At 71.7% G+C, this 26,699-nt stretch carries 24 protein-coding genes; 7 read left to right on the plus strand and 17 right to left on the minus strand.

Annotation, left to right across the window (positions count from 1 at the left end; translation table 11 throughout):
- Positions 1-3: 3 nt before the first annotated feature.
- Complete coding sequence (locus BT364_RS07385) at positions 4-402, minus strand: LysR family transcriptional regulator (RefSeq protein WP_256259620.1); 399 nt, start codon at positions 400-402, stop codon at positions 4-6.
- A 74-nt stretch (positions 403-476) separates the two neighbouring features.
- Here BT364_RS07385 and BT364_RS41375 point away from each other — a divergent pair, with 74 nt between their 5' ends.
- Positions 477-641, plus strand: a complete 165-nt coding sequence (locus BT364_RS41375; protein WP_177328055.1) for a hypothetical protein — start codon at positions 477-479, stop codon at positions 639-641.
- A 66-nt stretch (positions 642-707) separates the two neighbouring features.
- Positions 708-5,297, plus strand: coding sequence for a HEAT repeat domain-containing protein (locus tag BT364_RS07390; RefSeq protein ID WP_072484310.1), 4,590 nt, complete (start codon positions 708-710; stop codon positions 5,295-5,297).
- A gap of 27 nt (positions 5,298-5,324) precedes the next feature.
- Here BT364_RS07390 and BT364_RS07395 read toward each other — a convergent pair whose 3' ends face one another.
- Entirely contained in the window at positions 5,325-6,539 is a 1,215-nt protein-coding gene (locus BT364_RS07395; RefSeq protein ID WP_072484311.1) for an acyl-CoA dehydrogenase family protein, read from the minus strand.
- A 6-nt stretch (positions 6,540-6,545) separates the two neighbouring features.
- Positions 6,546-7,568 (minus strand): phosphotransferase family protein, encoded by a 1,023-nt coding sequence (locus tag BT364_RS07400; protein ID WP_072484576.1) that lies wholly within the window; start codon positions 7,566-7,568, stop codon positions 6,546-6,548.
- A gap of 178 nt (positions 7,569-7,746) precedes the next feature.
- Here BT364_RS07400 and BT364_RS07405 point away from each other — a divergent pair, with 178 nt between their 5' ends.
- Positions 7,747-9,036 carry an enolase C-terminal domain-like protein gene (locus BT364_RS07405; RefSeq protein WP_072484312.1) on the plus strand — a complete coding sequence of 430 codons (1,290 nt, stop codon included), beginning with the start codon at positions 7,747-7,749 and terminating at the stop codon, positions 9,034-9,036.
- Positions 9,037-9,103: 67 nt separating this feature from the next.
- Positions 9,104-10,048, plus strand: a complete 945-nt coding sequence (locus tag BT364_RS07410) for an NADP-dependent oxidoreductase (RefSeq protein WP_072484313.1) — start codon at positions 9,104-9,106, stop codon at positions 10,046-10,048.
- A gap of 18 nt (positions 10,049-10,066) precedes the next feature.
- Here the strand turns inward: BT364_RS07410 and BT364_RS07415 are convergent, their stop codons facing one another.
- The 6 genes from BT364_RS07415 to BT364_RS07440 all read right to left on the minus strand — a co-directional run bounded on the left by BT364_RS07415 (position 10,067) and on the right by BT364_RS07440 (position 13,783).
- Positions 10,067-10,378 carry a DUF202 domain-containing protein gene (locus tag BT364_RS07415; RefSeq protein ID WP_072484314.1) on the minus strand — a complete coding sequence of 104 codons (312 nt, stop codon included), beginning with the start codon at positions 10,376-10,378 and terminating at the stop codon, positions 10,067-10,069.
- Positions 10,375-10,770, minus strand: a complete 396-nt coding sequence (locus tag BT364_RS07420; protein ID WP_072484315.1) for a YidH family protein — start codon at positions 10,768-10,770, stop codon at positions 10,375-10,377. Before BT364_RS07420 ends, BT364_RS07415 begins: the two co-directional genes overlap by 4 nt.
- A gap of 35 nt (positions 10,771-10,805) precedes the next feature.
- Positions 10,806-11,327, minus strand: coding sequence for an NUDIX hydrolase (locus BT364_RS07425; protein WP_072484316.1), 522 nt, complete (start codon positions 11,325-11,327; stop codon positions 10,806-10,808).
- Between the two features lie 35 nt (positions 11,328-11,362).
- Entirely contained in the window at positions 11,363-12,136 is a 774-nt protein-coding gene (locus BT364_RS07430) for a glucose 1-dehydrogenase (RefSeq protein ID WP_072484317.1), read from the minus strand.
- A 57-nt stretch (positions 12,137-12,193) separates the two neighbouring features.
- Positions 12,194-12,823: a TetR/AcrR family transcriptional regulator gene (locus tag BT364_RS07435; protein WP_072484318.1), complete on the minus strand. Its 630-nt coding sequence runs from the start codon at positions 12,821-12,823 to the stop codon at positions 12,194-12,196.
- 66 nt (positions 12,824-12,889) lie between these two features.
- Positions 12,890-13,783, minus strand: coding sequence for a DMT family transporter (locus BT364_RS07440; protein WP_072484319.1), 894 nt, complete (start codon positions 13,781-13,783; stop codon positions 12,890-12,892).
- A 237-nt stretch (positions 13,784-14,020) separates the two neighbouring features.
- Between BT364_RS07440 and BT364_RS07445 the strand changes: the two genes are divergently transcribed.
- The 3 genes from BT364_RS07445 to BT364_RS07455 all read left to right on the plus strand — a co-directional run bounded on the left by BT364_RS07445 (position 14,021) and on the right by BT364_RS07455 (position 19,170).
- Positions 14,021-15,676: an FAD-binding dehydrogenase gene (locus tag BT364_RS07445; RefSeq protein ID WP_072484320.1), complete on the plus strand. Its 1,656-nt coding sequence runs from the start codon at positions 14,021-14,023 to the stop codon at positions 15,674-15,676.
- Between the two features lie 327 nt (positions 15,677-16,003).
- The gene (locus BT364_RS07450) at positions 16,004-16,960 is read left to right on the plus strand and encodes a LysR substrate-binding domain-containing protein (protein WP_072484321.1); all 957 of its coding nucleotides are present in this window, start codon (positions 16,004-16,006) and stop codon (positions 16,958-16,960) included.
- Between the two features lie 389 nt (positions 16,961-17,349).
- Positions 17,350-19,170 (plus strand): acyl-CoA dehydrogenase family protein, encoded by a 1,821-nt coding sequence (locus tag BT364_RS07455; protein WP_072484577.1) that lies wholly within the window; start codon positions 17,350-17,352, stop codon positions 19,168-19,170.
- A gap of 194 nt (positions 19,171-19,364) precedes the next feature.
- On the opposite strand, the gene BT364_RS07460 is transcribed toward BT364_RS07455, so the two are convergent.
- From BT364_RS07460 to BT364_RS07495, 8 genes are read right to left on the minus strand one after another with little or no spacing between them, the layout of a single operon-like run.
- Positions 19,365-20,375, minus strand: a complete 1,011-nt coding sequence (locus BT364_RS07460) for an amidohydrolase family protein (protein WP_072484322.1) — start codon at positions 20,373-20,375, stop codon at positions 19,365-19,367.
- 2 nt (positions 20,376-20,377) lie between these two features.
- Positions 20,378-20,899 carry a 3-hydroxyanthranilate 3,4-dioxygenase gene (locus tag BT364_RS07465; protein WP_072484323.1) on the minus strand — a complete coding sequence of 174 codons (522 nt, stop codon included), beginning with the start codon at positions 20,897-20,899 and terminating at the stop codon, positions 20,378-20,380.
- On the minus strand, positions 20,896-21,351 hold the full coding sequence (locus BT364_RS07470) for a RidA family protein (protein ID WP_072484324.1): 456 nt from the start codon (positions 21,349-21,351) through the stop codon (positions 20,896-20,898). The genes BT364_RS07465 and BT364_RS07470 overlap by 4 nt, the downstream gene beginning before the upstream one ends.
- Positions 21,351-22,115, minus strand: coding sequence for a 2-keto-4-pentenoate hydratase (locus tag BT364_RS07475; protein WP_072484325.1), 765 nt, complete (start codon positions 22,113-22,115; stop codon positions 21,351-21,353). Before BT364_RS07475 ends, BT364_RS07470 begins: the two co-directional genes overlap by 1 nt.
- Entirely contained in the window at positions 22,112-23,143 is a 1,032-nt protein-coding gene (dmpG, locus tag BT364_RS07480) for a 4-hydroxy-2-oxovalerate aldolase (protein WP_072484326.1), read from the minus strand. The genes BT364_RS07475 and dmpG overlap by 4 nt, the downstream gene beginning before the upstream one ends.
- Positions 23,140-24,096 (minus strand): acetaldehyde dehydrogenase (acetylating), encoded by a 957-nt coding sequence (locus BT364_RS07485; protein ID WP_072484327.1) that lies wholly within the window; start codon positions 24,094-24,096, stop codon positions 23,140-23,142. Before BT364_RS07485 ends, dmpG begins: the two co-directional genes overlap by 4 nt.
- Positions 24,093-24,908, minus strand: coding sequence for a 2-keto-4-pentenoate hydratase (locus BT364_RS07490; protein ID WP_256259621.1), 816 nt, complete (start codon positions 24,906-24,908; stop codon positions 24,093-24,095). Before BT364_RS07490 ends, BT364_RS07485 begins: the two co-directional genes overlap by 4 nt.
- The gene (locus BT364_RS07495; protein ID WP_072484578.1) at positions 24,905-26,380 is read right to left on the minus strand and encodes a 2-hydroxymuconic semialdehyde dehydrogenase; all 1,476 of its coding nucleotides are present in this window, start codon (positions 26,378-26,380) and stop codon (positions 24,905-24,907) included. The genes BT364_RS07490 and BT364_RS07495 overlap by 4 nt, the downstream gene beginning before the upstream one ends.
- Positions 26,381-26,699 lie beyond the last annotated feature (319 nt).

Consider the following 26,699-nt stretch of genomic DNA (forward strand, 5'->3'; position numbering starts at 1 on the left):
CCGTCAGCCGGTCGAGGAGTGCCTCCGCCGCCGGGTTGCGCGGCCCGGGCGCCCGCCCGGCGAGGACCACGGTCCGGCCAGTCTCCGTACCGCGGTCTCCAGCCCGGTGCCCGCACGGAAGTCCACGAACGGCTCGTCGGCGAGATCCTTGATCAGGGTGCGCCCGGCGGTCGCCAGTCGATGGCCCGGCGCGGTGATCAGTACCAGGTCCTCGTGCCAGTCGCGAACCCGGCGATGCCCTCGGGCAGTTCGGCAGTTCGGCAGCTCGGCCCCCAGCCCCCGTTCGAGGTTGCGCACGGAGGTGCTCGGCGCGGACTGCACGATCAGCTCGGCACCGGCGGCGGCGGTGAAACCGCCGTGCGTGACCACCGCCATGAAGTGGCGGAGTTGGCGTAGCTCCATCCATCCACGCTATCGATCGCAGCCGGCTGAACCATCTGTTGGACCGATCACGGACGCGGGCCGAAGCTGGAGGTATGACTCACATCCAGCCGTCCGCGCACGTCCCCGCACTCTGGACCGCGGCGTACGGCCCCCACCACGCGCCGGCCGTGCGCTTCGCCGCCCGGTGCCTGCTGAGGGTGAGGGCCTTCGTCCGCGAACTGGCCCTGGCGGACCACGTGGGTTCCGGCGGCTACTGAGGCGGCCGGGAGCGCAGGCCCGAAACCCGTTGGTGGGGCCGGAGAGTGCCCGGCTAGCATCCGACGATGCAGACGCCGGCCGACGAACAGTTCCACGCCCTGGGGCGACTGATCGGGCACGAGGACCCCGGGCAGCGTCATCTCGGGCTGGTCCTGCTCACCGAGCGCGTCACCGGGTGCCCTCCGTCCGACGACCGGGAGACGGACGGGCTCGCCGGGCTGCTGCCCGCATCGCTGACCGGACTTCCGGAGGCCGATCTCCTCCTGGCCGGGCTCTACGAGCGGCTCGGCCACCGCCTCAGGGGCCGCCCCCGGCCGCCGTGGCGCACGGCCGGGCAACTGCCGGCGGGGGTACGGATCGCCTGGCTGCGCGCCGATGTGCTCCACGATCCCGAGGTGCTCCGCGACGAGGCCCCGGGCGAACTCCTGTACCAGGCCGTGCGGGGGGCGGGCATCACCGGTACGCACCGGCCGGCGCGGCTCGTGGACGAGCTGGCGGGCAGCGGCGACCCGGTGCTCCAGGCCGAGGCACTGCGGCTGGCCCGGGAGGGGCTGCACGCCGGACTGCTGGCCCCGGCACTGGTCCGGGAGGACCTGATCGGTCTGCTGGGAGCCGGCAGCGCCCCGGTCGTCGCCGGTGCGCTGGGCGAGCTCGCCGAACCGTGGGCGGCGACCGATCCGCTGCCGCCCGGCCTTCTCGCTCCGTTCCTCTCGGCCGATCCGGTACGGGAACACGCCGGTCAACCGGATCGGGTACCGGTGCGGGAGTGGCCCGCGGTGGCCGATGCCGCCCTCCAGGCCGCCGCGCGCCACGGCCACCGGGACCTGCTGCGCCGGGCCGTCGAGAACCCCGGCCTTCCGCCGGGCCTTCGCCGACGCGCGATGGAGCTCCTCGGCGATCTGGCGGACCGCGCCGGCATCGGCGAGCTGACGGCCGTGGCCGCACGCGATCCGCTGCTGTTCGGCGGGCCGGCCGTGACCTGTCTGCGCGGACTCCACCGGCGAGGCCACTTCCCGGACGGGCCGGACGTCCCCGCCGTCATCGGACTCGCCCTGTCCGACCGTTCCATTCCGGCCCGCGACGTGGCCACGATCCTCTTCACCGCCCGGAAGGAGGCGCTCCGCGTACTGACGGACGCACCGGCCGACGATCCCGGCTGGCCGCGACGGCTCGCCCTGCTGGTCGCCCTGGCCGGGCAGGGCGCCGGTGACCTCCCGATCGGGGACGCCGTCGCCCGCGTACTGCCCTCCGCACCCGCACCCGGGCCGTTCCTCGACGCGATCCGTGAACTGCGCCACGAGGACGCCGAGGAGGCCGTGATCGCCCTGCTGCCCTCGGCACCGGGCGCAGCCCTGGACACGCTGGAGGCGATCGGCGGGGACCGGACGGTACTGGCCCTGCGCCAGGGGCTGGGCCTCACCACCGACGAGGGGGCGGCACCCCATCTGCGCGCCGTACGCGACCGCGCCCTCGAACTGCTGTGGCAGCTGAACCGCGATCCGGAGCAGCGCCGCGCCCTCCTCGTACGGCTCGATCCCGTCGGCCTGCCGCCGCGTATCGCGGCCGACCTCGGCGGCCCGGACGAGCGGGAACTGGCTCTGCTGCGCTCCCACCTGGACCCGGACGAGCCGGTGGCGGCGCTGTGCCGGCTGGCGGCCCACGGCAACGCCGCCACCCTCCCGGTCATCGCCGACCTGCTGCTGCGCGTCGTGGCCGAGCAGGCCGCGTCGAGGAGCCCGGAAGCGGTGCCCAGGACCGGGGAGCACGGAGAGCCGGCCGGTGAGCCCGCGGTGCCGCAGGAGGTCCTGGACGCGGTGAGCGCCCTGGGCCGCCGGCTCCACGCGCGGCGCGCGATCCGGCCGGTCTGTCTGCTCGGCACCGCGGACGCCCAGGAGGCCGGGCACGCACTGGTCGCGACTCTGGCGCTGGACCTGCTGGACCGCCCCGGGCTCTGCGACGACGAGCAGGTGGTCCTGCTCGAACTGCTGCTGCGCGCCCCGTGGAAGGGCACCCGTGCACGGGTGCACCGGCTGCTGCGCCACCGGGACCGGCACGTACGCAAGCACGTCATCGCCCTGCTCGCCCGCGACGCCACGGGCGAGGACGCCCAGGCGCTCTCGGCGACGCTGATCGCGCTGACGCGGGCCCAGGACATCCAGACCGTCCGGCAGGCGCTGCTCGCGCTGGGCCACGCCCGCGCCCACTGGGCGAGCGCCGCGATCGCCGCCTGCCTCGACCGTCCGAACATGAACATCAGGAAGACGGCGGCCGAGGCGCTGGTCCGCGCGGGCACACCGCAGGCGCTCCCGAAGCTCCTCTTCCGGCTCGGGCACCACGACAACCCCGGCCTGCGCGACACACTCGTCGCGGCCCTGCGCGCCGTCCTCGGCGACGCCTACGCGGCCACCCTCGTCGCCGCCGCCGAGCAGAGCCGGGACGACTGCGCCCGCCGCCTGCTGCTGGAGGGCCTGCACGGCGTCCTCGCCGCACGCTCGGTCCTGGCACTGGACGACCAGGAGTCACCGGTGGCCGGCCCGCTGCTCTCCCTGGTGGCGTCCGGCCGGGTCGGGCTGGCCTCCGGCACCGTGCAGGACCTGGCGATACCGATGGCCCGGCACGGGATCACCGCACCGGCCACCGGGGAGCCGTCGTCGGCGGCCGGTCGGGCGGACCGCGACATCGAGGCCCTGGTGGCCGGGGGCTGGGACCCCGAGGTCGCGCTGCGCGTCGCCGAGCGGGACGAGCCGCTCCGCCCCGACCGGACGGAGCAGCTGCGGCCGATGCTGGCCGACTGGCTCCGGCTGGCCGACTCCCGGCCGGCACTTCGGAACAAGGCACGCCGGAACAAGGTGGCGCGGTTCGCGCTGCGGCTCTGCGCCGAGCCCCGGGACGGTGCGGAGCTCACGGCACTCGCCCGGTCCGCCCCGCTCCTGCTGGACGCGCTCACCGAGGCCCGGGACGGGGACCGGCACGACCTGATCGCCGTGCTCGAAGCGGTCGCGCCGATGCTGACGGCCACCGCGAAACCGGCCGCCGTCGCCGCGGTACGGGCCCTGCGGCCCGCCCCGGCGGCCCCCAGCCGGTCCACGCTGACCCTGCTGCGCCGCCTCGGCGCGGTGCCGGTCCGCGCCGACCTCGACCGGGAGCTCGCGGGCGCGCGGCTCGGCGCCGACCCCTGGCGGGCCGGGACCGCCGTGCTCCGGGAGGCCTTCGCCGTACCGGAGACCGCCGACGGGCCCCTGCCCGCCGGGACCCGGGCCTGGCGGGCCGCGCTGGACGACGCGGTCCGCACACCGGGCGCACTGGAGGAGTTCCGCCGACGGGACGACGGCACTGTCCCCTCGCGGGACCGGCTGACCGCGCTGATCGAGGCCCACCCGAGCGCCGGCCCCGGGGTCCGGGCCGCGCTCATCGACTGGATGACGCTGCTCCAGCCCATCGACGCACCGCCCTGGACCATCGCCGAGACCGCCCACGCACCGGAGCCGCCACCGCGCCGGGTCCACGTCGACGACCTGGACCAGCCGCGCTCGGCGGCGCTGCGGGAGCGGCTGCTGGCCATGCTGAGGTCGGCCGAGGCGGACCGCAGACAGGCCGCCGCCCAGGCGCTGGCGCGATGGCCCGAGCCGGAGGCCCGGCTGCCGGTGCTGCGCGCGTACCTCCGCGGCCGGGTCGACCTGCCCGCCGGCGCCGGCCCGGCCCGCGAACTGGGCGCCGTCGGCGGGACGGAACTCAGGGGCGACGGCATCCTGCGCGACAGGGTGGCGCGCGCGGCCGCCGCACTCGACCCGTGGGAGAGGGAACGGCTGGTCCCGCTGCTGCTGGAGTGGTGGGAACACGCGCCGCCCGCCGTCGGCCGGACAGTGGGCGACGCACTGCGCGCCCACCCCGCCGACGCGCTGGCCGGGGCCCTGAGCGACCGGCTCGACGCCGGGGCCTGGGGCTTCCTGGACCTGCTCGCCGGCCGCCCGCTGCTGCGCACCCCCGCGCTGACCCGGACCCGCCGACGGCTGCGCGCCGAAGGACGCGACGAACTCGCGGACCGGCTCCTGCTCGTCGAGGGCCCCTTGCGCGGCCCGGACGCCGAGCGGCAGGACGCGGCGGCACTGGCGGCGCTCCGCGACCGGGACGCGGTCGCACCCGCCGGAACCCGGCGCCGCCCCACCCGGCAGGAACTGCTGGACCTGGCCGGCACCGGCACCGCGGAGCAGATCTGCCGGGCGCTCACGGAACTCGCCGGGGCACACACCGGCCCGGAGCCCGATCAGGACCAGCAACTCCTCGATCTACTGGGCGCGTTGCTCGCCCACCCCCGGTCCAGGGTCCGGCTCCGCGCCCACCGGGCCTCACGGGCGATGCTCGCCCCGCAGGCCCATCTGCGTCACACCGAACTCCTGCTGGACGACCCCCGGCCGGACGTGGTGCGCATGGCGATCGGCACGCTCTGCCGGGCGCGCTGGGAACCCGCGATCCCCGCGGTGACCGGGCTGCTCGCACACCCGCAGGCCGCGGTGCGCGAGACGGCGGCCGAGGGGCTCGCCGCAATGGGCGGGGCGGCGGTCCCGGCCCTGCGCAACGCCGCCGCCCACGCCCGCCCCGACCGGCGCACCCTGTACACGGACGTACTGGACCGGATCAGGGCCGGTGAAGGCTGAGAGCAACCCTCCGGGCCGGGTCGCCGCCTACACGTACCGCTTGATCTCCCGCCGGGCCAGCGACCGCTGATGCACCTCGTCCGGACCGTCCGCCAGCCGCAACGTCCGGGCCGCCGCCCACAGTTCGGCCAGCGGGAAGTCCTGGGAGACCCCGCCCGCTCCGTGCAACTGCACCGCCTGGTCGAGGATCCCGACCACCGCGCGCGGGGTGGCGATCTTGATGGCCTGGATCTCCGTGTGCGCGCCCCGGTTGCCCACCGTGTCCATCAGCCACGCCGTCTTCAACACCAGCAGCCGCAGCTGCTCCACCGTGACCCGCGCGTCCGCGATCCAGTTCTGCGCGACGCCCTGCTCGGCCAGCGGCTTGCCGAAGGCCGTACGGGAAACCGCCCGCCTGCACATCAGCTCGATGGCCCGCTCGGCCATGCCGATCAGCCGCATGCAGTGGTGGATCCGGCCCGGCCCCAGCCGCGCCTGGGCGATGGCGAAGCCGCCGCCCTCCTCGCCGATCAGATTCCCGGCCGGCACCCGCACATCGGTGAGGACGACCTCCGCGTGACCGCCGTGGTAGTGGTCCTCGTACCCGTACACCTGCATGGCGCGGCGCACTTCGAGGCCCGGGGTGTCGCGGGGGACCAGGATCATCGACTGCCGGCGGCGGATGTCGGGACCGTCCGGGTCGGTCTTGCCCATCACGATGAAGATCTCGCAGTCCGGGTTCATCGCCCCGGAGATGTACCACTTGCGGCCGTTGATGACGTAGTCGTCGCCGTCGCGCACGATCCGGGTCTCGATGTTCGTCGCGTCCGACGAGGCCACCTCGGGTTCCGTCATCGCGAACGCCGAGCGGATCTCACCGGCGAGCAGCGGCTCCAGCCACTGCTTCTTCTGCTCGTTTGTGGCGAACTGGAAGAGCACCTCCATGTTCCCGGTGTCCGGGGCCGCGCAGTTGAGCGCGATCGGCGCCAACTGCGGGGAACGGCCGGTGATCTCGGCGAGCGGGGCGTACTGGAGGTTGGTCAGCCCGGCCCCGTACTCGGCGTCCGGCAGGAAGAGGTTCCACAGGCCCTGCCTGCGCGCCTCGGCCTTCAGGTCCTCGACGATCCGCGGGGTGTCCCACGGGGAGGCCAGCAGTGCGCGCTGCTCGTCCGCGATCTTCTCGGCCGGGTACACGTGCTCGTCCATGAAGGCGAGCAGCCCGGTGCGCAGCTCTTCGGTGCGGGCGTCGAATGCGAAGTCCATGGGGGGTCAGCCTTCCTGGAGGGTGGTGAGGCCGTGCTCGATGAAGACGGGGACGAGGTCGCCGATGCGATCGAAGCCGGCGCCCACGGTCCGGCCCAGGGTGTAGCGGTAGTGGATGCCCTCAAGGATCACGGCGAGCTTGAACCAGGCGAACGCCGTGTACCAGGAGATGGCGGAGGGGTCCCGGCCGGAGCGGGCGGCATAGTGCTCGATCAGCTCGGCGGGGGAGGGGTGGCCCGCCGCGCCGCTGGTGGTGGAGACCGGTGATTCGGCCAGACCGGGATCGGAGCTGTACATCACCAGCAGGCCGAGGTCGGTCAGCGGGTCGCCGAGCGTCGACATCTCCCAGTCGAGGACGGCCTTGATCCGGTCGTCGGAGCCGATCAGGACGTTGTCCAGCCGGTAGTCGCCGTGCACGACGGTGGGCGCGGGCGAGACGGGCAGCGCACGCCCGAGCGCGGCGTGCAGTTCGTCGATGCCGGCCAGCTCGCGGTCGCGCGACGCGTCCAGCTGCTTGCCCCAGCGGCGCAGCTGCCGGCCGAGGAAGCCCTCGGGCCGTCCGAAGTCGCCGAGCCCGACGGACTCCGGGTCCACGGCGTGCAGCGCGACGAGGGTGTCGACGAGCCCGAGGACCGCCTCCCGGGTGCGCTCGGCGCCCAGCGGCGCGAGCTGCTCGGCGGTGCGGTACGGGGTGCCCTCGACGTACTCCATGACGTAGAAGGGCGACCCGATCACCGAGTCGTCCTCGCAGAGCAGCACCGGCCCGGGCACCGGGACGGCCGTCGGGTGCAGGGCGCTGATCACCCGGTGCTCGCGCTTCATGTCGTGCGCGGTGGCCAGCACATGGCCCAGCGGGGGCCTGCGGACGACCCAGCGGCCGGTGCCATCGGTGACGACGTACGTCAGATTCGACCGGCCGCCCTCGATCAGCCGGGCTTCGAGCGGTCCGCTCACCAGCCCCGGCCGCTCGCGGTCGAGGTGTCCGCGCAGCCGGTCGAGGTCGAGACCTGGCGGGTGGACTGAGCTCATCGTGCACACCTCCGGGGGTGAAAGACGGTCGGCGACCATCATGCCGACCAGTCGGTATGTCGTCCAGTACATGCCCGGGATCCATCGGCCGGGCCCGCGGCGCGATCCGGCGGCCGGACTCGTCCCCGACTTGGCCCGGAGTCTGGCGTTCAGTCGCATCCCTGAATAGGGTTCACGTATGAATACAGAGCTGCTGATCGACGAAGTCCGGCTGACCCCGATCCTGATAGCCGACCCGCCCCTGCTCAACACCCAGGGCGTCCACCAGCCCTACACCCCTCGGCTCATCGTGGAGGTCGTCACGCGCGGTGGGGTCACCGGGATCGGGGAGACGTACGGGGACGGCAAGTACCTCGAACTCGCCCGGCCGCTCGCCGCCGCACTCGCCGGACGCCCGGTCAGCGATCTGAACGGCCTGTTCGCTCTGGCCGATGAGGTGTGCGGTGATTCATGGGCGGCCGACGAACGGGTCGACGCGGGCGGACTGCGCGGCGTGCAGACCGCCGACAAGCTCCGGCTCTCCGTCGTCTCCGGCTTCGAGGTCGCCTGCCTGGACGCGCTGGGCAAGTCCCTCGGCCTGCCCGTGCACGCCCTGCTCGGCGGGAAGGTCCGCGACAGCGTCGAGTACAGCGCGTACCTCTTCTACCGCTGGGCCGCCCACCCCGAGGGCGGCGAGAAGGACGACTGGGGCGCCGCCCTCGACCCGGCCGGTGTCGTCGCCCAGGCCCGGCGCTTCGCCCGCGAACACGGCTTCTCCTCCTTCAAGCTGAAGGGCGGCGTCTTCGAACCCGACCGGGAGATCGCCGCGATCCGCGCCCTGGCCGAGGAGTTCCCCGGACAGCCGCTGCGGCTCGACCCCAACGGCGCCTGGTCCGTCGAGACCTCGCTGTACGTCGCCGAGCAGCTGAAGGACGTACTCGAATACCTGGAGGACCCGGCGAGCGGCACGGACCTGATGGCCGCGGTCGCCGCCGGCACCGACGTACCGCTCGCCACCAACATGTGTGTGACCACCCTCGCAGAGGTGCCGGAGGCCTTCGCCCGGGGCGCCGTGCAGGTGGTCCTCTCCGACCACCACTACTGGGGCGGGCTGCACCGTACCCGTGAACTGGCCGGGATCTGCCGCACCTTCGGCGTCGGACTCTCCATGCACTCCAACACCCACCTCGGCATCAGCCTCGCCGCGATGACCCATGTCGCGGCCACCGTCCCCAACCTCGACTACGCCTGCGACAGCCACTACGCCTGGCAGAGCGAGGACGTCATCACCGCCCGCCATGTCTTCCGAGGCGGCCGGCTCACCGTGTCCGACGCACCCGGCCTCGGTGTCGAGCTCGACCGCGAGCGCCTGGCCGCCCTGCACCGGCGCTGGCTCGACGACGACGGCACGATGCGCGAGCGCGACGACGCGGCCGCGATGCGCAAGGCCGAACCGCAGTGGGAGACACCGACGATCCCGCGCTGGTGACGGGCCCGCCGCCCGGGGTGCGGCGGCCTGACTTGCGGGGGCCCGGACCCGCACCGATGGTCGGTGCATGAAGGCGATCAGCTACAGCGGGTACGGCGGGGCCGACGTCCTGGAGTACGGCGAGCGGCCCGACCCCAAGGTCGGCCCGGACACCGTTCTGGTGAAGGTGCGGGCCGCGGCCGTCAACCCGGTCGACTGGAAGGCCCGCGAGGGCCACTTCGACGCCGCTCTGCAGGCCGTCTTCCCGGTGATCCCGGGCTGGGACGTCTCCGGCGTCGTCGTGCAGCCCGGCGCGGCCGTCGACGAGTTCGCGGTCGGCGACGAGGTCATCGGCTATGTGCGGGAGGACTTCCTCTGCCGCGGCACCTTCGCCGAATACGTCGCCGCACCCGTGCGCACCCTCGCCCGCAAGCCGCTGAGCCTGAGCTTCGAGGAGGCGGCGGGACTCCCGCTGGCCGGTCTCACCGCCTACCAGGTCCTGCACCGCACGCTGAGGATCCGCGAGGGCGACACGGTCCTCGTCCACGCGGCGGCCGGCGGGGTCGGCTCGTTCGCCGTCCAGCTCGCCCGGCACGCCGGCGCCCGCGTCATCGGCACCACGAGCGAACGCAACCACGACCACGTCCGGCAGCTCGGCGGGGAACCGGTGGCCTACGGGGACGGCCTCGCCGACCGGCTGCGGGCCCTGGCCCCGGACGGCATCGACGCCGCGTTCGACACCGTCGGCGGCGAGGCGCTCCGGGTCTCCGCCGAAGTGCTGAAGCCCGAGGGCCGCCTGGCCTCCGTCGCGGACGCAGAGGTCCTCGCGTACGGCGGCCGCTACGCCTACGTACGCCCGGACGCCGAGGACCTCACCCGGCTGGCCGAACTGGCCGAGCAGGGCATCGTCACGGTCCATGTGGAACAGGTCTTCCCCCTGGAGCGGGCGGCGGACGCCTACCGGCTGAACGAGCAGGGACGCACCCGCGGAAAGATCGTCGTCACCGTCCCCTGGGAGGTCCCGGACCTCTGACGGCCCCGTACCCGGCCCTCAGAACAGCATGGCCGCGGCGAACACCGCGAGCGCCACCGTGCACGCCGCCGCGGTCAGCGCACCGCGTGCCGACAGCGGTCGCGGCCGGGCGGTCCCCATCCCGAGCACCCGCAGATGCGCCACCCACAGAAACCCCAGCCAGGCCAGCGCGCTCAGTGACACCGCCACGATCGCGGCCGGGCCCGCCCCGCCGTGCAGCGCCTGCTTGACCGCCAGCAGCGCCACCACCGTGCACGACAGCGTCGTACGCCGCCAGGCCAGCCGGGTCCGCTCGGGCTGAAGTCCGGGGTCGCGCCCCGCGGTGGTCACCGGCCCTCCCAGCCGAAGAGGACCACCACCACCATCGTCACCGCGACGACGCCGACGGCCAGTGCGAGCAGCGTCGGGAACCGCGAGACCGGAAGGTCCTCCCCGCGTCGCATCGCCCGCTCGCAACGCACCCAGTGGTTGACCGCCCGCAGCGCGCACAGCACACCGGCCGCCAGCAGTGCGAGCGCCAGACCGGCGCGTACCGCCCACGCCAGCTCCGGCAGGAACTGGTCGACCGCGAATCCGCCGCCGATCAGCGCCAGAGCCGTCCGGATCCAGGCGAGGAAGGTGCGCTCGTTGGCGAGCGAGAACCGGTAGTCGGGGGTGTCGCCCTCTTCGCGGATGCGCTGCGGTGCGAACCACAGCCGCAGGCCCTGTACGAATTCGTTCACTCGTGAACCTTATCTGCCGGTGTCCGCCGTCCGGCTCAGGAGGCCGTACCGGCCGGCCGGAAGGCGCGCAGCCGGTGATACGCCTCCAGGCCGTCCGGCACCCAGTCCCAGTCGTCGATCCGCTGAGCCAGCTCCTCATCGGTGAGGAAGGTGTGCCAGGCGACCTCCTCCACCTGCGGGTTCACCGGCAGCTCGCACCGTACCCGGTAGACGTACGACCACCAGGAGTGCCCGGCGGTCTCGTAGAGGAACTTGAAGAGCGGTTCGGGCCGGGGGAGCCCGGACACCCCCAGTTCCTCCTCGGCCTCCCGCAGCGCCGCCTCGTCGTACGACTCACCGGCGCCGACCACCCCGCCGACGAACATGTCGTAGTGGGACGGGAAGACCAGCTTGCCCGGGGTCCGGCGGTGGACGAAGAGCCGGCCCTCCGCGTCCCGGACCTCGATGAAGGCGCAGCGATGGCGAAGGCCCCGCGCGGTGGCCTCACCGCGCGGGGCCTGCCCCACGACCACGTCGTTCTCGTCGACGATGTCCAGGATCTCGTCAGAAGGAGTCATGCTCCTCATCCAACATCAGGCCATCGCGGGACGGGTTACTGCCCCATGACGTACTTGACCGTCGGACCCGTGGTCCAGCCGCCGTCCACGGCCAGCTCGGCACCGGTGATGTACGAGGCGGCGTCCGAGAGCAGGAAGGTGACCGCCTCCGCGATCTCCGTGGCCTCGCCGACCCGGCCCATCGGGGTGTTCGGGTAGTTGCCCTCGCCCTGCTGGATGCCGACGGACGCGGTCATCGGCGTGTAGACCATGCCCGGGTGCACCGAGTTCACCCGGATCCTCGCCGTGCCGAGCTCCACCGCGCCGACCTTCGTCAGACCGCGCACGCCCCACTTCGAGGCGCCGTAGCTGGAGGTCAGGGCGAGGCCCATCAGACCGGCGGCCGAGGAGATGTTGACGATCGAACCGCCACCGTTCTCCTTCATCACCGGGATCACCGTCTTCATGCCGATGAAGACGGCCGTCAGGTTGATGTCGATGACCTTGCGGAAGTGCTCGACGCTCTCGCTCTCCAGCGGCTGGCCGGTGGACACCCCGGCGTTGTTGACCAGCCCGTCGATCCGTCCGAACTCGGCCACGGCGAACTCCGCCACGCGCTGCCAGTCCTTCTCGGAGGTCACGTCGTGGTGCACGAAGCGGGCCCTGGCCCCCAGCTCCGCGGCGGTGGCGGCGCCCTCCTCGTCGAGCACATCGGTGATCACCACATGGGCGCCACTCGCCACCGCGAGGCGGGCGGCCTCGGCGCCCAGGCCCCGGGCGCCGCCGGTGATGACGACGGTCTTGTCGGTGAGGTTGCTCTTGTCGGTCATGTCGCTTCCTTCATGTGGTGCAGGTGGCAAGTGGTGCGGTGGTGAGTGGTCCGGTGGTCACGCGCTGCCCGGCACGGGGGCGTGCAGGAACGCGGTGGTGGTCTCCACGAGATCGGCGAGGAAGAGCTCGTCGCCGGTCAGCGGTTCGGTGCCGTCGAGGCGCCGACGGGCGCGGTCGGCCAGCGCCGCGCCGATCAGGGTGAGCGCCAGATCCAGGCGCTCCAGGCGCACGGGGCCGGGGAGCCCGCCCAGGCGGTCCCCGACGCGGCCGATCAGCCGCCCGTAGCTGGTGCCGTCCAGGGCGGGGTGCAGCCGGCCGGTCCGCAGCCCGGTCTCATGGGTGAGCCGGGACGAGATGAGCAGACAGCGCCGGCCGCGGTCGTCGGCGAGCAGGCTCGCCTCGGCCGCCACCAGCGCGGTGAGCAGCTCCCGTACGCCGCCGTCCTCGCCCAGCTCGTCGAGCAGGGGGGCCAGCACCTGTTCGGTACGGGCCTGGCGGCCCGCCATCACCGCGTCCAGCAGGCCGGCCCGGGAGCCGAAGTGGTACTGGACCGCGGAGGGGTTGCTCTGTCCGGCCAGCCGGACGATGTCCCGCAGCTGGGCGCCGTCGGGGCCCTGCGCGGCGAAGACCTCCTCGGCCGCGCGGATCAGCTTCTCCCTGGTCTCCTGCCCGGATGTTCGCGCCATACCAGCATTCTAATGCTGGCCATTATTAAAAGCCAGTGCGGGGCGCCCCGCGGCCGGGCGCCCCGCTCAGTTCGGCTGGAGGCTCTTCTCCCGGCGCCCGCCCACCGGCCCCTCCGGCATCGCCGGATGCAGCCCGAGCAGCACGATCCCGACGACGATCGCCACGAGACCGGCCGCCTGCCAGGCCAGCGCGCCGGTGTCGGTGCGCAACCGGTCGCCGAGGAAACCGATGCCGCAGGCGATCCCGGCCAGTGGCTGCGCGGCGGTCAGCGGGGGCAGCGAGACCCGGAGCGGGCCCGTCTCGAACGCGCTCTGCACCAGCAGCAGCCCCGTCACCCCCAGCGCCACCACCGCGTACGGCTGCCACCCGGTCACCAGCGCCGCCCACCCGCCGTCGGACAGCCGCTGGCCGCTGACCCGGGTGAGGGCGTCCTGCAGTCCGTACAGCAGCCCGGCCGCCACCGCGAGCAGAGCGGGGGCGACCCCCGACTCGGAGCGCTTGGCGACGGCGGTGAGCAGCAGTGCGGTGCCCACGACCACGCCGATCACCAGCCAGTGCCGCAGCGGACTGGTCACCGCCTCGCCGCCCTGTGGCCGGCCCGCCAGCAAAAAGGCGGCGACCCCGCCGGCCAGCAGCCAGAGACCGGCCCAGCCCTGATGGCCGAGCCGCTGGCCGGTGCGATGACGCGACAGGGCCATCGCGAAGAGCAGATTGGTCGCGAGGAGGGGTTCGACGACGGAGACCTCGCCCTTGCCCAGGGCCAGGGCGCCCAGCACCATGCCGCAGACCATCAGCCCGATCCCGGCCAGCCAGCTCGGCACCCGCATCAGGTCCAGCAGCAGCCGGGGCGAGAGGTAGTCGCTCCGCGGGGCGTGCGAAGCGGCGGCCTGCTGCAGTACGAAGCCGAAGCCCAGACAGCAGGCGGCACTCACGGCGAGCACGAGGACCAGCACCGACACGCTTCTACCTCAAGTCAGGCCAGAAGTGGGTGATTCGTATCGACGATAGCGCCTGTGTCCCGAGGGTGCGGCCGGAGCGCGGCCGACCGGGCGGTTGACGCCGCAGCGGCCGGTGCAGAAGATCTGACGCACGAGTAACTTCCGTCTCGGGAGACGGCTGCGGAGTCCGCTCCGCAGCCGGCTCCGGTCCCTACCGCGGCCGTGACCGGATCGACCGCCCCGACAAGGATGGAACCCATGGCGTACGACGCTGATGTGATCGTTATCGGGGCAGGGCTCGCCGGTCTGGTGGCCGCCGCCGAGCTGGTCGACGCGGGCCGCTCGGTGATCCTGCTCGACCAGGAGCCCGAGCAGTCGATCGGCGGCCAGGCGCACTGGTCCTTCGGCGGCCTCTTCCTCGTCGACTCGCCCGAGCAGCGCCGGATGCGGGTCAAGGACAGCCATGAGCTGGCCCTCCAGGACTGGTTCGGCACGGCGGGCTTCGACCGGGAGGAGGACCACTGGCCGCGGAAGTGGGCCGAGGCGTACGTCGACTTCGCGGCCGGTGAGAAGCGCTCCTGGCTGCACGCCCAGGGGCTGCGGATCTTCCCCGTCGTCGGCTGGGCCGAGCGCGGCGGCTACGACGCGAACGGCCACGGCAACTCCGTACCCCGCTTCCACATCACCTGGGGCACCGGCCCCGGCATCGTCGCCCCCTTCGAGCGCCGGGTCCGCGCGGGCGTCGCCAAGGGGCTCGTACAGTTCCGGTTCCGGCACCGGGTCACCGGCCTCGGCCGCACCGCGGGCGCCGTCGACACGGTGACCGGCGAGGTGCTGGAGCCGAGCGCCGCCGCCCGGGGCACCGCGAGCAGCCGCCGGGCGACCGGCACGTTCGAGCTGAGGGCCCAGGCGGTGATCGTCACCTCCGGCGGCATCGGCGGCAACCACGACCTGGTGCGCAAGCAGTGGCCCGAGCGGCTCGGCACCCCGCCCGCGAAGATGCTCTCCGGTGTCCCCGCACACGTCGACGGGCTCATGCTCGGCATCGCCGAGGAGGCGGGCGCCCACCACATCAACCGCGACCGGATGTGGCACTACACCGAGGGCATCGAGAACTGGAACCCGATCTGGGCCAGGCACGGCATCCGGATCCTGCCCGGACCGTCCTCGCTCTGGCTGGACGCCCGAGGCAAGCGGCTGCCGGTCCCGCTCTTCCCGGGCTTCGACACCCTCGGAACCCTCGAACACATCATGAGGTCCGGCCACGACCACACGTGGTTCGTGCTCGACCGGAAGATCATCGGCAAGGAGTTCGCGCTCTCCGGCTCCGAGCAGAACCCGGATCTGACCGGGAAGTCGATCCGCGACGTGATCGGCCGGGCCCGTGCCGACATACCGGCCCCGGTGAAGGCTTTCATGGACAACGGAGCGGACTTCGTCGTCGAGAAGGACCTCGCCGCGCTCGTCCGGGGCATGAACGCGCTCACCGCGGAACCGCTGATCGACGAGGCCGAACTGCGCCGCGAGATCACCGCACGCGACCGCGAGATCGCCAACCCCTTCACCAAGGACCTCCAGATCACCGCGATCCGCGGGGCCCGCGCCTACCTCGGCGACAAGCTGATCCGGACGGCCGCGCCGCACCGCATCCTCGACCCCAAGGCCGGCCCGCTGATCGCCGTACGGCTGAACATCCTGACCCGCAAGTCGCTCGGCGGACTGGAGACGGACCTGTCCTCCCGGGTGCTGACCGCCGACGGCACCCCCCTGGCCGGGGTGTACGCGGCGGGGGAGGCGGCCGGTTTCGGCGGCGGAGGGGTGCACGGCTACCGCTCGCTGGAAGGGACCTTCCTCGGCGGCTGCATATTCTCCGGCCGCGCGGCCGGCCGGGCGGCGGCACGGGCGGTCGGCTAGGAGCGCCCTGAAGATCTTGAAAATACGCCAGACCTGCACCTCTTCGTGCCGATTGGCATCTGCCGCCAATCCGGGGTGAACCGGGTGGCCGGAGCAAGATCTTCAGCGGTCCACCGGGGTTTGTTCCGGCGGGTCATGGCCGGGGGTGCGGCGTCCGGCACGGTACCTCGTCGCGTCGCCGTGTGCGGGAGTGCCCGCGGAGCCGGGGTCCTTTCGTCCGGATCACGCCGGGCCCCGCACCCGGCCCAGCCGATGGACGGACGGGCGGTGGTCTCCCGGGCCAGGCCCCTCCGGGCGGTGGGGTCCGGCGCCGATAGAGTCGGTGGGGTGAAGATCCCGCGTCTCCTCGACGGCCGGCTGAAGCTCCGCCACCTGGTTCTCGTCGACGCGCTCTCCCGGCAGGGAAGCGTCGTCGGTGCCGCCGCGGAGCTGCATGTGACCCAGCCCGCCGCCACCCGCAGTCTTCACGAGCTGGAGGACATCCTCGGCGTCCCGCTCTACGAACGCGGGCCCCGGGGCGTCACCGCCACCGTGTTCGGAGAGGCCTTCACCGAGCACGCCCGGTCCGTGCTCGCCCAGCTCGCGCAGGCGGGCCGCCATGTGGTGGAGCTGGCCGACGCCGACCGCGGCACGGTCATCGTCGGCACGCATCTGGCCGGTTCCAATGTGCTCCTGCCGCGGGCCATCGCCGAGATCAAGAAGGAGCGCCCCTATCTGACAGTGATCGTCCGGGAGGCGTCGCCGGAGGCTCTGCTCCTGGAGCTGGAGGCCGGCCGGATCGACTTCGTCGTCGGTCGGCTCACGGTCCCCTCCGACGAGCGGACGGAGCGCCGCAAGCTTTACGACGAGTCGGTCGAACTCGTGGTCAGGGCCTCGCACCCGCTCGCCGGGCAGAGCGCGGTGGAGCTCGCGGACCTGCCGGGCTATCCCTGGATCCTGCCGGGCGCGGAGACCGCGTTGCGACGGGAGATCGAGGAGTTCTTCGCACGGCACGGCATGCCGCTGCCGATGAACCGGGTCGAGACGACCTCGTTCCTGACTGTACGTCAGCTTCTGCTGGAGACCGATGTCGTCGCGGCGCTGCCCGGTCTGATCATCCGGGACGACACCCGTATCGTCCGGCTGGCGGTGCCGCTGGACCCGATCGGGCACAGTGTCGGGCTGACCCTGTCGGCCGCCCGCGCGCTGGGGCCGTCCGCACAGGCGCTGATCCGAAGCCTGGAGGACATCGCCGCAGGTATGGCCCCGCGGGACGCGGACGGCGACGACTCCTTGCAGCGCTGATGGTGCGGCTGTTCCTCCGCAGGGCCTCAAGGGCCTGGGCCCCTCCCGGGTTGCCGCAATGCCCTGGTATCTCCCTGTGGGCTCTCGGCTCCGTTCGGGCAGGGGAACGCGTCCGAGGACATCCCGGGGCCCTGGATTCACGGCCAGACCGCGTCGGCCATCCGATCGAAGGGCACCCGACAGGCTTTGAGCGGGGGTTCTCCGCTCGGCCCGCGAGGGATCGGCCGACCTGGGCGGGCAGCCTCCGCTGCGACTTTTCCCTGCATTCCCTGACCTGCGCGGGACGGCCCGCGCACCGGAACGCGTGGATACCGTCATTTGGATGATCTCAATCGTGTTGATCATCACGCCGTGCTTACCGAACGTATGAGCTAGCGTTCCGAAGCGTGATCAACAACGCCTCACTCCCCTCCGACCAGGCAGCTTCGACCGTTGCGGCGCTGACGCGGGCGCTCTTCGGTGAACGGCTGGAAGAGTTCCACGAGCCCTGGCGCAAGCTGTTCAGTACCGAGCCGTTCCGCTTCAGGGAAGGGCTGTCTCCTGATGAACGTGCCGCACTGTCCTACGAACGTTTACACCTGATCAACGACGCGCTCGACGAACCCGAAGACTTCGTGGCCGATGTGGAGCGGCTCGCGGCACTCCACGAATGGGTCGGCCCGGTGGACGCGGGACTGGGAACAGTGGCGAGCATCCACTACAACCTCTTCCTCGGCAGTCTCCTCGACCACGCATCGGGTCCGGACCGTGATCTGGGGGAGTTGGCCGATCTGCGGCGTACGGGAACGTTCCTGTGCACTGAGGCCGGGCACGGCAACAGCGCCTCGCAACTGGAGACCACCGCCACGTACGACCGGGCCGCGAGGGAGTTCGTGCTGCACACGCCCAGTGCGGCCGCACGCAAGTTCATGCCGAACACCAGCTCCATCGGCGGCCCCAAATCCGCTGTCGTTGCCGCCCGCCTCATCACGGACGGCAAGGACCGGGGCGTCTTCCTGTTTCTCACCCCGCTCAGCGACGATGCCGGGCTCCCCATGCCAGGAGTCGGGATACGCAGGCTGCCGCAGACCGCCACCGCCCCCGTCGACCACTGCGTCACATCCTTCGACCATGTCCGGCTGCCCTATGGAGCACTCCTGCAGTCCGACCACGGGCGCCTCACACCGGAAGGCGACTTCACCAGTCCCATCGGCAGCCCCCGCAAGCGCTTCCTGCACTCCATCGGCCGCGTCACCGCCGGCAAGCACTGCATGAGCGCCTACAGCCTCGGTGTCATGCGTCACGCGCTCTCCGTAGCCGTACGGCACGCCCACACGAGGCAGACTTCCGGCGTGTCGGCCCGCGGCGACGTCCCGCTGTTCGCTCACCGCAGCCACCACGCCCCGCTCATCGACGCCATCGCGACTTCCTACGCCGCGACCCTCCTGCACCGCGCCGCAGTACGGCAGTGGGCGCGGGCAACGGAGTCGGAGCGGGAGGACGGCGAGCGGTTCGCGGCCATAGCCAAGGGCTGGATCACCTGGCGGGCCCGCGCCGTCATGACCGAGTGCCGCGAACGCTGCGGTGCGCAGGGGCTCTTCCTGGCCAACGGAATCGCGGGCCAGTTGGCAGCCAACGAAGGAACCATCACGGCGGAGGGCGACAACCTCGTCATCTGGGTCAAGGCCGCGGGCGAGATGCTTCTCGGGCACTTCACTCCGAAGGAACCCCAGGAGGCGCCGCTCGAGGACCGCGACCTCGGCGATCCGGTCTTCCTCCAGGACCTGTTGGCGGACATCGAACGCATCTGGCACCAACGAGCACGTACCCGCCTGCGCAGCCGAACGGCCGGTGACCCCCTCAATCGATGGAACGCCACCGTCACACCGGCACTGGAACTGGTCGACGCCTACGCACACTGTCAGGCTGCCCAAGCCCTTCTGGACGCGGCCACCCGGGCCGCCGACCCGGAAGCGCGGCGTCAGCTGGGTTTGCTGCACCGGCTGTTCACCCTGCGCCGGGTCGCGGCTCACAGCGGAGACCTGCTCGCGGAGGGGTATCTGACCGGCGACCAGGTGAGGCAGCTCCCCGACGCGGCCGAGAGCGTCGTCGCGGACCTCGCACCCCACGCCGTGACGCTCACGAACGGGTTCGCTCTGGCGGACGAGGTCTTCCTCGACCACCCCATCAATCGTGCTGAAGGCTTCGAAGGCAGCCTGCTGCCCGGGTGAGAGCCTCCAGGCCTGTTCATCGGGACGATGGCGCGCCCGGAAGCAGCTGACACCGTCGGAAGGAACGGGCCGCACCCGAAGGCCGGGTGCGGCCCGTTCCACGCCATGGACGTGAGGACTGCGGATCGGAGGAGGACCGCGGACGGCATCCTTGACCGAAGCGTCGGTCGTACGAACAGAATTCCCGGCTCGGACTAGGGTGCGTCCGCCTCCGTCAGCCCCAGGAAACGTTCCGCGTTGCCGTGCGTGATCAGCTCCCGGCTGCGGTCGTCCAGGAACGAGCTCTTGCGGACCACCTCGCCGACCGGCCGTTCCCCCAGCGGGTACGGATAGTCACTGCCCACCATCACCCGGTCCGCACCGACCGTGTCGACCAGCAGCCGCAGGGCACGGTCGTCGAACACCACCGAATCGACGTAGAAACGGCCCAGATAATGCGAGGGCGGGCGCTCGGAGGTGCCGATGACATCGTGCCGGCCGTGCCAGGCGTTCTCCATGCGGCCGAGCCAGAACGCGAACGAGCCGCCGCCGTGCGCGAAACAGATCTTCAGCCGGTCGTCGATCCGGTCGAAGACCCCGCCCAGGATCAGAGCGAGGATCGACAGATGCGTCTCGGCGGGCATGGCCGTGAGCCACTGCGCCATCCACCGGTCCAGCCGCGGCGAACTCGCCATGTCCCAGGGGTGCACGAACACCGGCACATCGAGCGAGGCGCAGTGCTGGAGGAAGGTGACGACCCCTTCGCTGTCCAGGTCGCGATCCCCGACATGGTTGCCGATCTCCACGCCCCGGTGCCCGTTGGCGATGCTCCGTTCCAGCTCGCGGCAGGCCGCGTCGGGATCCTGCAACGGCACCTGGCAGAACGGGATCAGCCGGTCCGGTGCCGGAGCGGTGATCTCCAGCGCGAGATCGTTGAAGATCCGCGAGACCTTGGCGGCCTCGGCCCCGCTGCGCCCGTAGGTGAAGAACGCCGGGGTGGGGGAGACCACTTGACGGTGCACCCCGTCCGCGTCCATGTCCCGCAGCCGGGTCTCGGCGTCCCAGGCATCGGCCTGGATCCGCCGGAACTCCCTGGAGCCCATCATGATCACGGCGTCGGACTCGGATTCGATCCGCAGCCAGGGAGCGTCCGGACCGGCCTCGGCCGTCAGATCCGGCCAGCCACGCGGAACGTAATGCGTGTGTATGTCGATCGTGCGGTCCACGCTCAGCCCTTCCCGGGATGCAGAGCACCGCACTCGGGGCACGTACGCGCCTTCTCGTCGCCGTAGAACTCGGCGAAGACCGGTGGCAGATCCGCGACGATGTCCCGTACCTGGAGTTCGACCTCATGGATCTTTGTGGCGCACTCGGGGCAGTACCACTGGAACTGCTCCAGGGTGCCCTCCTCCCGCACCCGCTCGATGACCAGCCCGATCGAACCGGCGTCCGGCCGCTGCGGGGAGTGCGGCACATTGCCGGGCAGCAGCCAGACCTCGCCCTGCCGGATGTGTACGGTCCGTGGTCCGTCCTCGGTCATGAGGTTGACGTGCATATCGCCCTTGACCTGGTAGAACCACTCCTCGTACGGGTCGAGGTGGAAATCGGTCCGCTGGTTGGGCCCGCCGACGACCTGGACGATGAAGTCCTGGCCCAGGGACATGGTGCGGTTGTTCACCGGCGGCTTGAGCAGGTGCTCGTGCTCGGTGATCCAGCCCTGGAAATCGATGACCGGGGGAATGGCGGTCATGAGGACACCTCCGTGCTGTGCGCTCTGTGTGACTGGCGGGGCCGCGGCAGATGGGCGACCGCCTGGATCTCGATCAGCAGATGGGGATGCGGCAACTGGTGCACCGCGACGGTCGTCCGGGTGGGTCCCCGCTCGTCGAAGAACTCGCCGTAGACCTCGTTGTATCCGCCGAAGTCGTTCATGGACACCAGATAGGCGGTGATCTGGGCGATGTCGGAGAGCTCCGCGCCCACCTCGGCCAGGATGTCCCGGATGTTCTCGATCACCGCCCGGGTCTGGGCCCGGATGTCCAGTTCGGTGGTGCCGAACTCATCGGCCTCGACACCCACGAACGTGTTGTCCGGCCGGCGCGAACTGGTACCGGAGACGAACACCAGGTCCCCGACGACCTTCACATGAGGGAAACGCCCGCGCGGAGTGGCCTTGCCCTCGATCACCCGTGAACCGCTCATCAGAACCCCTTCACCGTGACGGACCCGATGCCCGCCACATCGCACTCGGTGACCCCCGCCACCAGCGGCACGGCCGCCGTGGCGGCGCCCGCGAGCACCACCTGACCCGCCTTCAGCGAAATGCCGCGGCGGCGGCACATGTCCAGCAGGGCGTGCAGCGCGTGCACCGGGTCGCCGAGAATCGCGGCGGTCGATCCCACCGTCTCCGTCGCCGCGGTACGCAGCCGCACCGCGCGGTTGGCGACGTCCGCCACGGCCCGCCACGGCCCGATCGCGTAGCCGGCCGCGGAGGTGTTGTCCGCGACGACATCGGTGTACGTGAACCGGAAGTCCCGGTATCGCGAGTCGATGATCTCGACGGCCGGGGCCACGGCGTCCACGCACGACTCGATTTCCGTCGGCGGATCCTCCGGATCCACGTCCCGGCAGAGCCGGAAGGCGACCTCGGGCTCGACCTTCGGGTGGATGAAGCGCGACAGATCGACCTCGTCGCCGTCCGCGATCCGCATGGCGTCCGTGAGCCGGCCCACGATCACGTCGGAGACACCCATCTGAGCCATCTTGGCCTTGCTGGTGAACCCCAGCTTCACCCCCACGATCCGCTCGCCGCGGCCCACCCGCAGCTCCAGCAGCGCCGCCTGTACCGCATACGCGTCATCGATGTCGAACTCATGGCTGTCGGCGAGGCTCGGAGTGTCCCTGCGGGACGTCTGTGCCGTGTCCAGCCGCTGCGCCAGTACGCCGGTCAGCTCTGCCGAGATCATTTGCCGCTCCCTTCCGTGCAGGCCGCGCGCCGCGCGGCCAGGTCCAGTGCGATGTCCACGATCAGGTCCTCCTGGCCGCCCACCATCTGCCGCCGGCCGACCTCCAGGAGGATCTCCCGGGTGTCGACCCCGTAGCGCCGCCCCGCACGTTCGGCGTGCAGCAGGAAGCTGGAGTAGACACCGGCGTAGCCGAGCGTCAGGGTCTCCCGGTCCACCTGGACCGGCCGGTTGCGCAGCGGGCGGATGATGTCGTCGGCGGCGTCCTGGAGCGCGAACAGATCGCAGCCGTGCTCCCAGCCCAGCAGGTCCGCGACGGCGACGAACGGCTCCGCCGGGCAGTTCCCGGCCCCGGCGCCCTGCCCGGCCAGTGCCACGTCGACGCGGTACGCGCCGTGCTCCACGGCGGTCACGCTGTTGGCGACCGACAGCGAGAGGTTCTCGTGGGCGTGGATGCCGATCTCGGTCGCCTCGTCGAGCACCTCGCGGTACGCGTCGACCCGGGCGGCGACCTCACGCATCGTCAGACGGCCGCCGGAGTCGGTGACATAGACGCAGTGCGCCCCGTACGACTCCATCAGCGCGGCCTGACGGGCCAGGCCCTCGGGGGAGTTGAGATGGCTCATCATCAGGAACCCGGACACGTCCATCCCGTTCTCCCGGGCCCAGGAGATGTGCTGCGCGCCGACGTCGGCCTCGGTGCAGTGCGTCGCGACGCGCACGCTGCGCACCCCGAGCGCATGGGCCCGGCGAAGATGGTCGATGGTGCCGATTCCGGGCAGCAGCAGGGTGGTCAGCTTCGCGTGTTGGAGGACGTCCGCCGCGGCTTCGATCCACTCCTCGTCGCTGTGCGCGCCGAACCCGTAGTTCGCGCTCGAACCGCCGAGACCGTCGCCGTGCGCGACCTCGATGGCCGCGACCCCGGACCGGTCGAGCGCGGCGACGATCCGGCGCACCTGGTCGACGGTGTACATGTGCCCCATCGCGTGCATGCCGTCGCGCAGGGTCACGTCCTGGACGTACAGCTTCATGAGGTCACCCATCCTCGGAGTGCGGCGATCTTCTCCGCGGTGCGGACCGCGGCGGAGGTCATGATGTCGAGATTGCCCGCGTAGTCGGGCAGGTAGTGGCCGGCGCCGAGCACCTCCAGGAACACCGAGACCCTGACCCCGGTGACCCGTCGGCCCAGGGCCGGGACGACGGTGTCCTCGACCGGGTCGAACTGAACGTCCTGCTTGAGCCGGTAGCCGGGCACGTACTCCCGTACCGACTGCGCCATCTGCTCGACGGAGGCCACGATCCGGTCCCGGTCGGCGTCGGACAGCCCGCCCTCGACGAGGCAGAAGACCGTGTCGCGCATGGCGAGCGGGGGCTCGGCCGGGTTGAGCACGATGATGGCCTTGCCGACCTCGGCGCCGCCGACCAGGCGGATCGCCTCACCGGTGGTCTCGGTGAACTCGTCGATATTGGCCCGGGTTCCGGGACCGGCCGACTTCGAGGCGATGGAGGCGACGATCTCCCCGTACACGACCGGCGCGATCCGGGAGATCGCGGCGACGACCGGAATGGTCGCCTGGCCGCCGCAGGTGACCATGTTGACGTCCCCGGCGGCGAGATGCTCGTCCAGATTGACCGACGGCACCACGAACGGCCCGAGAGCCGCCGGAGTGAGGTCGATCATCAGCTTCCCGTGCTCCGCGGCGATCAGGGCGTTGCGCACATGGGCCTTGGCCGAGGTGGCGTCGAAGATCACCTTCACCTCGGCGAACTCGGGCAGTTCGACGAGTCCTTCGACACCGCGATGCGTGGTGGCGACCCCCAGCCGGGCGGCGCGGGCCAGCCCGTCGGAGTCCGGGTCGATGCCCACCATCGCACCCATGCGCAGCGTCTTCGAGAGCCGCAGCACCTTGATCATGAGGTCGGTTCCGATGTTGCCGGACCCGATGACGGCCACCGGAACGGTGCCGGATGCGGTGGAACTCACTTGGTCTCCTCCTCGATGACTGCCTCGACCTCACCGAGCCCGTCCAGTGCCAGCCGGTACCGGCCGGGACCGCCGATCGGCACCATCGGGCCCAGTGCCCCGGACATGACGACGTCTCCGGCGCGCAACGGCTGTTCCCGGGCGGCCAGTTCGCGTGCCAGCCAGGCCACGGCGACGACCGGTGAGCCGAGGCAGGCGTGTCCCGCGCCGAAGGAGACCGGTTCGCCGTCCCGCTGGAGCACCATGCCGACCCGGGACAGGTCGAGCCCGCTCAGCGGATGCGGAGTGGTGCCGAGCACGAACGCGCCGCTGGAGGCGTTGTCGGCGACCGTGTCGGTGATGGCCAGATCCCAGCCGGTGATCCGGGAATCGACGATCTCGATGGCGGGCAGCACGAACTCGGTGGCCCGCAGCACATCGGCGACGCCGGCCCCGGGCCGGTCGATGTCCCGGCCGAGCACGAAGGCGATCTCGCCCTCCGCGCGCGGCTGGAGGAAGCGGTTCAGCGGCAGCGGTTCGGTGTGGGCGTACATCATGTCGTCGAAGAGCACCCCGAAGTCGGGGCGGAACACGCCGAACTGCTGCTGTACGGCGGGTGCGGTGAGGCCGATCTTGGCGCCCACCCTCCGGGCTCCGGCGGCGCTCCGGCCGACCGAGATCCGGCGTTGCACCTCGTAGGCGGCGTCGATGTCCTCGCGGCCCAGGAACTCCCGGACGGGGGCGCACGGGATGCGCGAGTCGGCGGCGGCGGTGAGGCGTGCCGCGGCCGCCTCGATCCCTGCGGGCAGGTCGGGGGTGTCGTGATCGGTCACAGCTGTACGCACACATTCGTCGGCTCGGTGTAGAAGTGCAGGGAGGACTCGCCGCCCTCGCGGCCGATGCCGGAGAGCCCGACACCGCCGAAGGGGGAGCGCAGATCGCGCAGGAACCAGGTGTTGACCCAGGCCATGCCGACGTTCATGGACTGCGCCACCCGGTGGCCGCGGCGCAGGTCGTTGGTCCACACGGAAGCCGCGAGACCGTACTCGGTGTCATTGGCCAGGGCGATGGCCTCCGCCTCGGTGTCGAAGGGGATCAGGGCGGCCACCGGGCCGAAGATCTCCTCGCGCACGGGCCGGTCGGCGTTGGTCAGGCCCGTCCACAGCGTCGGCTCGATCCATGAGCCGCCCGCGAGTCCGGGACCGAGCTGCGGCACGCCGCCGCCGGTGAGCACCTTCGCCCCGGCCTGTTCGGCCAGTTCGAAGTAGCTCAGCACCTTGTTCCGGTGGGTCGGGGAGATCAGCGGTCCGGTGGTGGTCCGCTCGTCCAGCGGGTCGCCCAGCCGCAGGCCCCGGGCCCGCTCGGCGAGCCCCTCGGCGATATCGGCGAAGACCGAGCGCTGTACGTAGACCCGCTCGGTGCACAGGCAGACCTGACCGGTGTTGGTGAAGACCGACTTGGTCAGCCCGGTCAGCGCCTCGTCGATGTCGACGTCGTCGAAGACGACGGCGGCGTTCTTGCCGCCGAGTTCGAAGGACACCGGACGGACACGGGGCGCGACGGTCTTCATGACGTGCGAGCCGGTGGCCGACGAGCCGGTGAAGGTCACCCCGTCGATCCCCGGGTGCGAGGTCACGTACTCACCGGCGGAGTCGCCGCCGAAGCCGTGGACGACGTTGTACACGCCGGCGGGCAGCCCGACCTCGGCGAGTACGTCGGCCAGCAGCGTGGCGGTGGCCGGGGTCTCTTCGCTGGGCTTGACGACCAGGGTGTTGCCGCAGGCCAGGGCCGGTGCGACCTTCCAGGTCAGCAGCAGGAGGGGCAGATTCCAGGGGACGACGACCGCGACGACGCCGAGCGGCTTGCGCACCGCGTAGTTGAGCGCCTGCCGGCCGCCCGCGAGGTCGGTGAGGAAGGACTCCTGGCCGGCGGCGGCCACCACGTCGGCGAAGGTGCGGAAGTTCGTCAGCGCGCGTGCGACATCGAGCTCCCGAGCCTGGGTGACCGGCTTGCCGGTGTCGGCGACCTCCGCCGCGACGAACTCCTCGAAGCGCTCCTCGATCCGGTCCGCGGCCCGGCGCAGCAGCGCGGCCCGCTCCCGTACCGGCGTCGTCGCCCATCCGTCGTGCAGGGCGCGCCTGGCCGCGTTCACCGCGCGGTCCACCAGGTCCCTGTCGGCCTCGTGCACCCTGGCGAACACCCGGCCGGTCGCCGGATCGGTCTTGTCGAAGCTGCGGTTCTCGTCGGGCTCCACGAACTGCCCGGCCACGAAGTTGCGGATCCACCGCCCAGTCTCTGCCGTCATGCGTCCCACTGTGATCGGCGTAGCCATGCCGGACAAATGCGGTTCTCGTGTCGAGCCATAACTGAAATGGCATACCTGTTTGTTGGTGTCGGATGCGCGCGCGGGGTCGCTGAACGGTCATCCGTATGCTCGCGAGGGTGTTCGGCTATACCCGAACAGGTATGGCAGTTCCCGGATTCGGTATTTGTGTGTCATTTCTCAGACCATCAGGATCCACGGTTAACGACGGGTGAAGCCCGGCCGTCGTAGCGGCTGTCCGGGGCGAACCGCCCACAGCCCGCCATCCAAGTGATAGGTCACCCCGTGAACACTTCACCTC

Origin of the sequence: Streptomyces atratus (assembly GCF_900119365.1) — a bacterium.
Taxonomy (GTDB): Bacteria; Actinomycetota; Actinomycetes; order Streptomycetales; family Streptomycetaceae; genus Streptomyces; species Streptomyces atratus_B.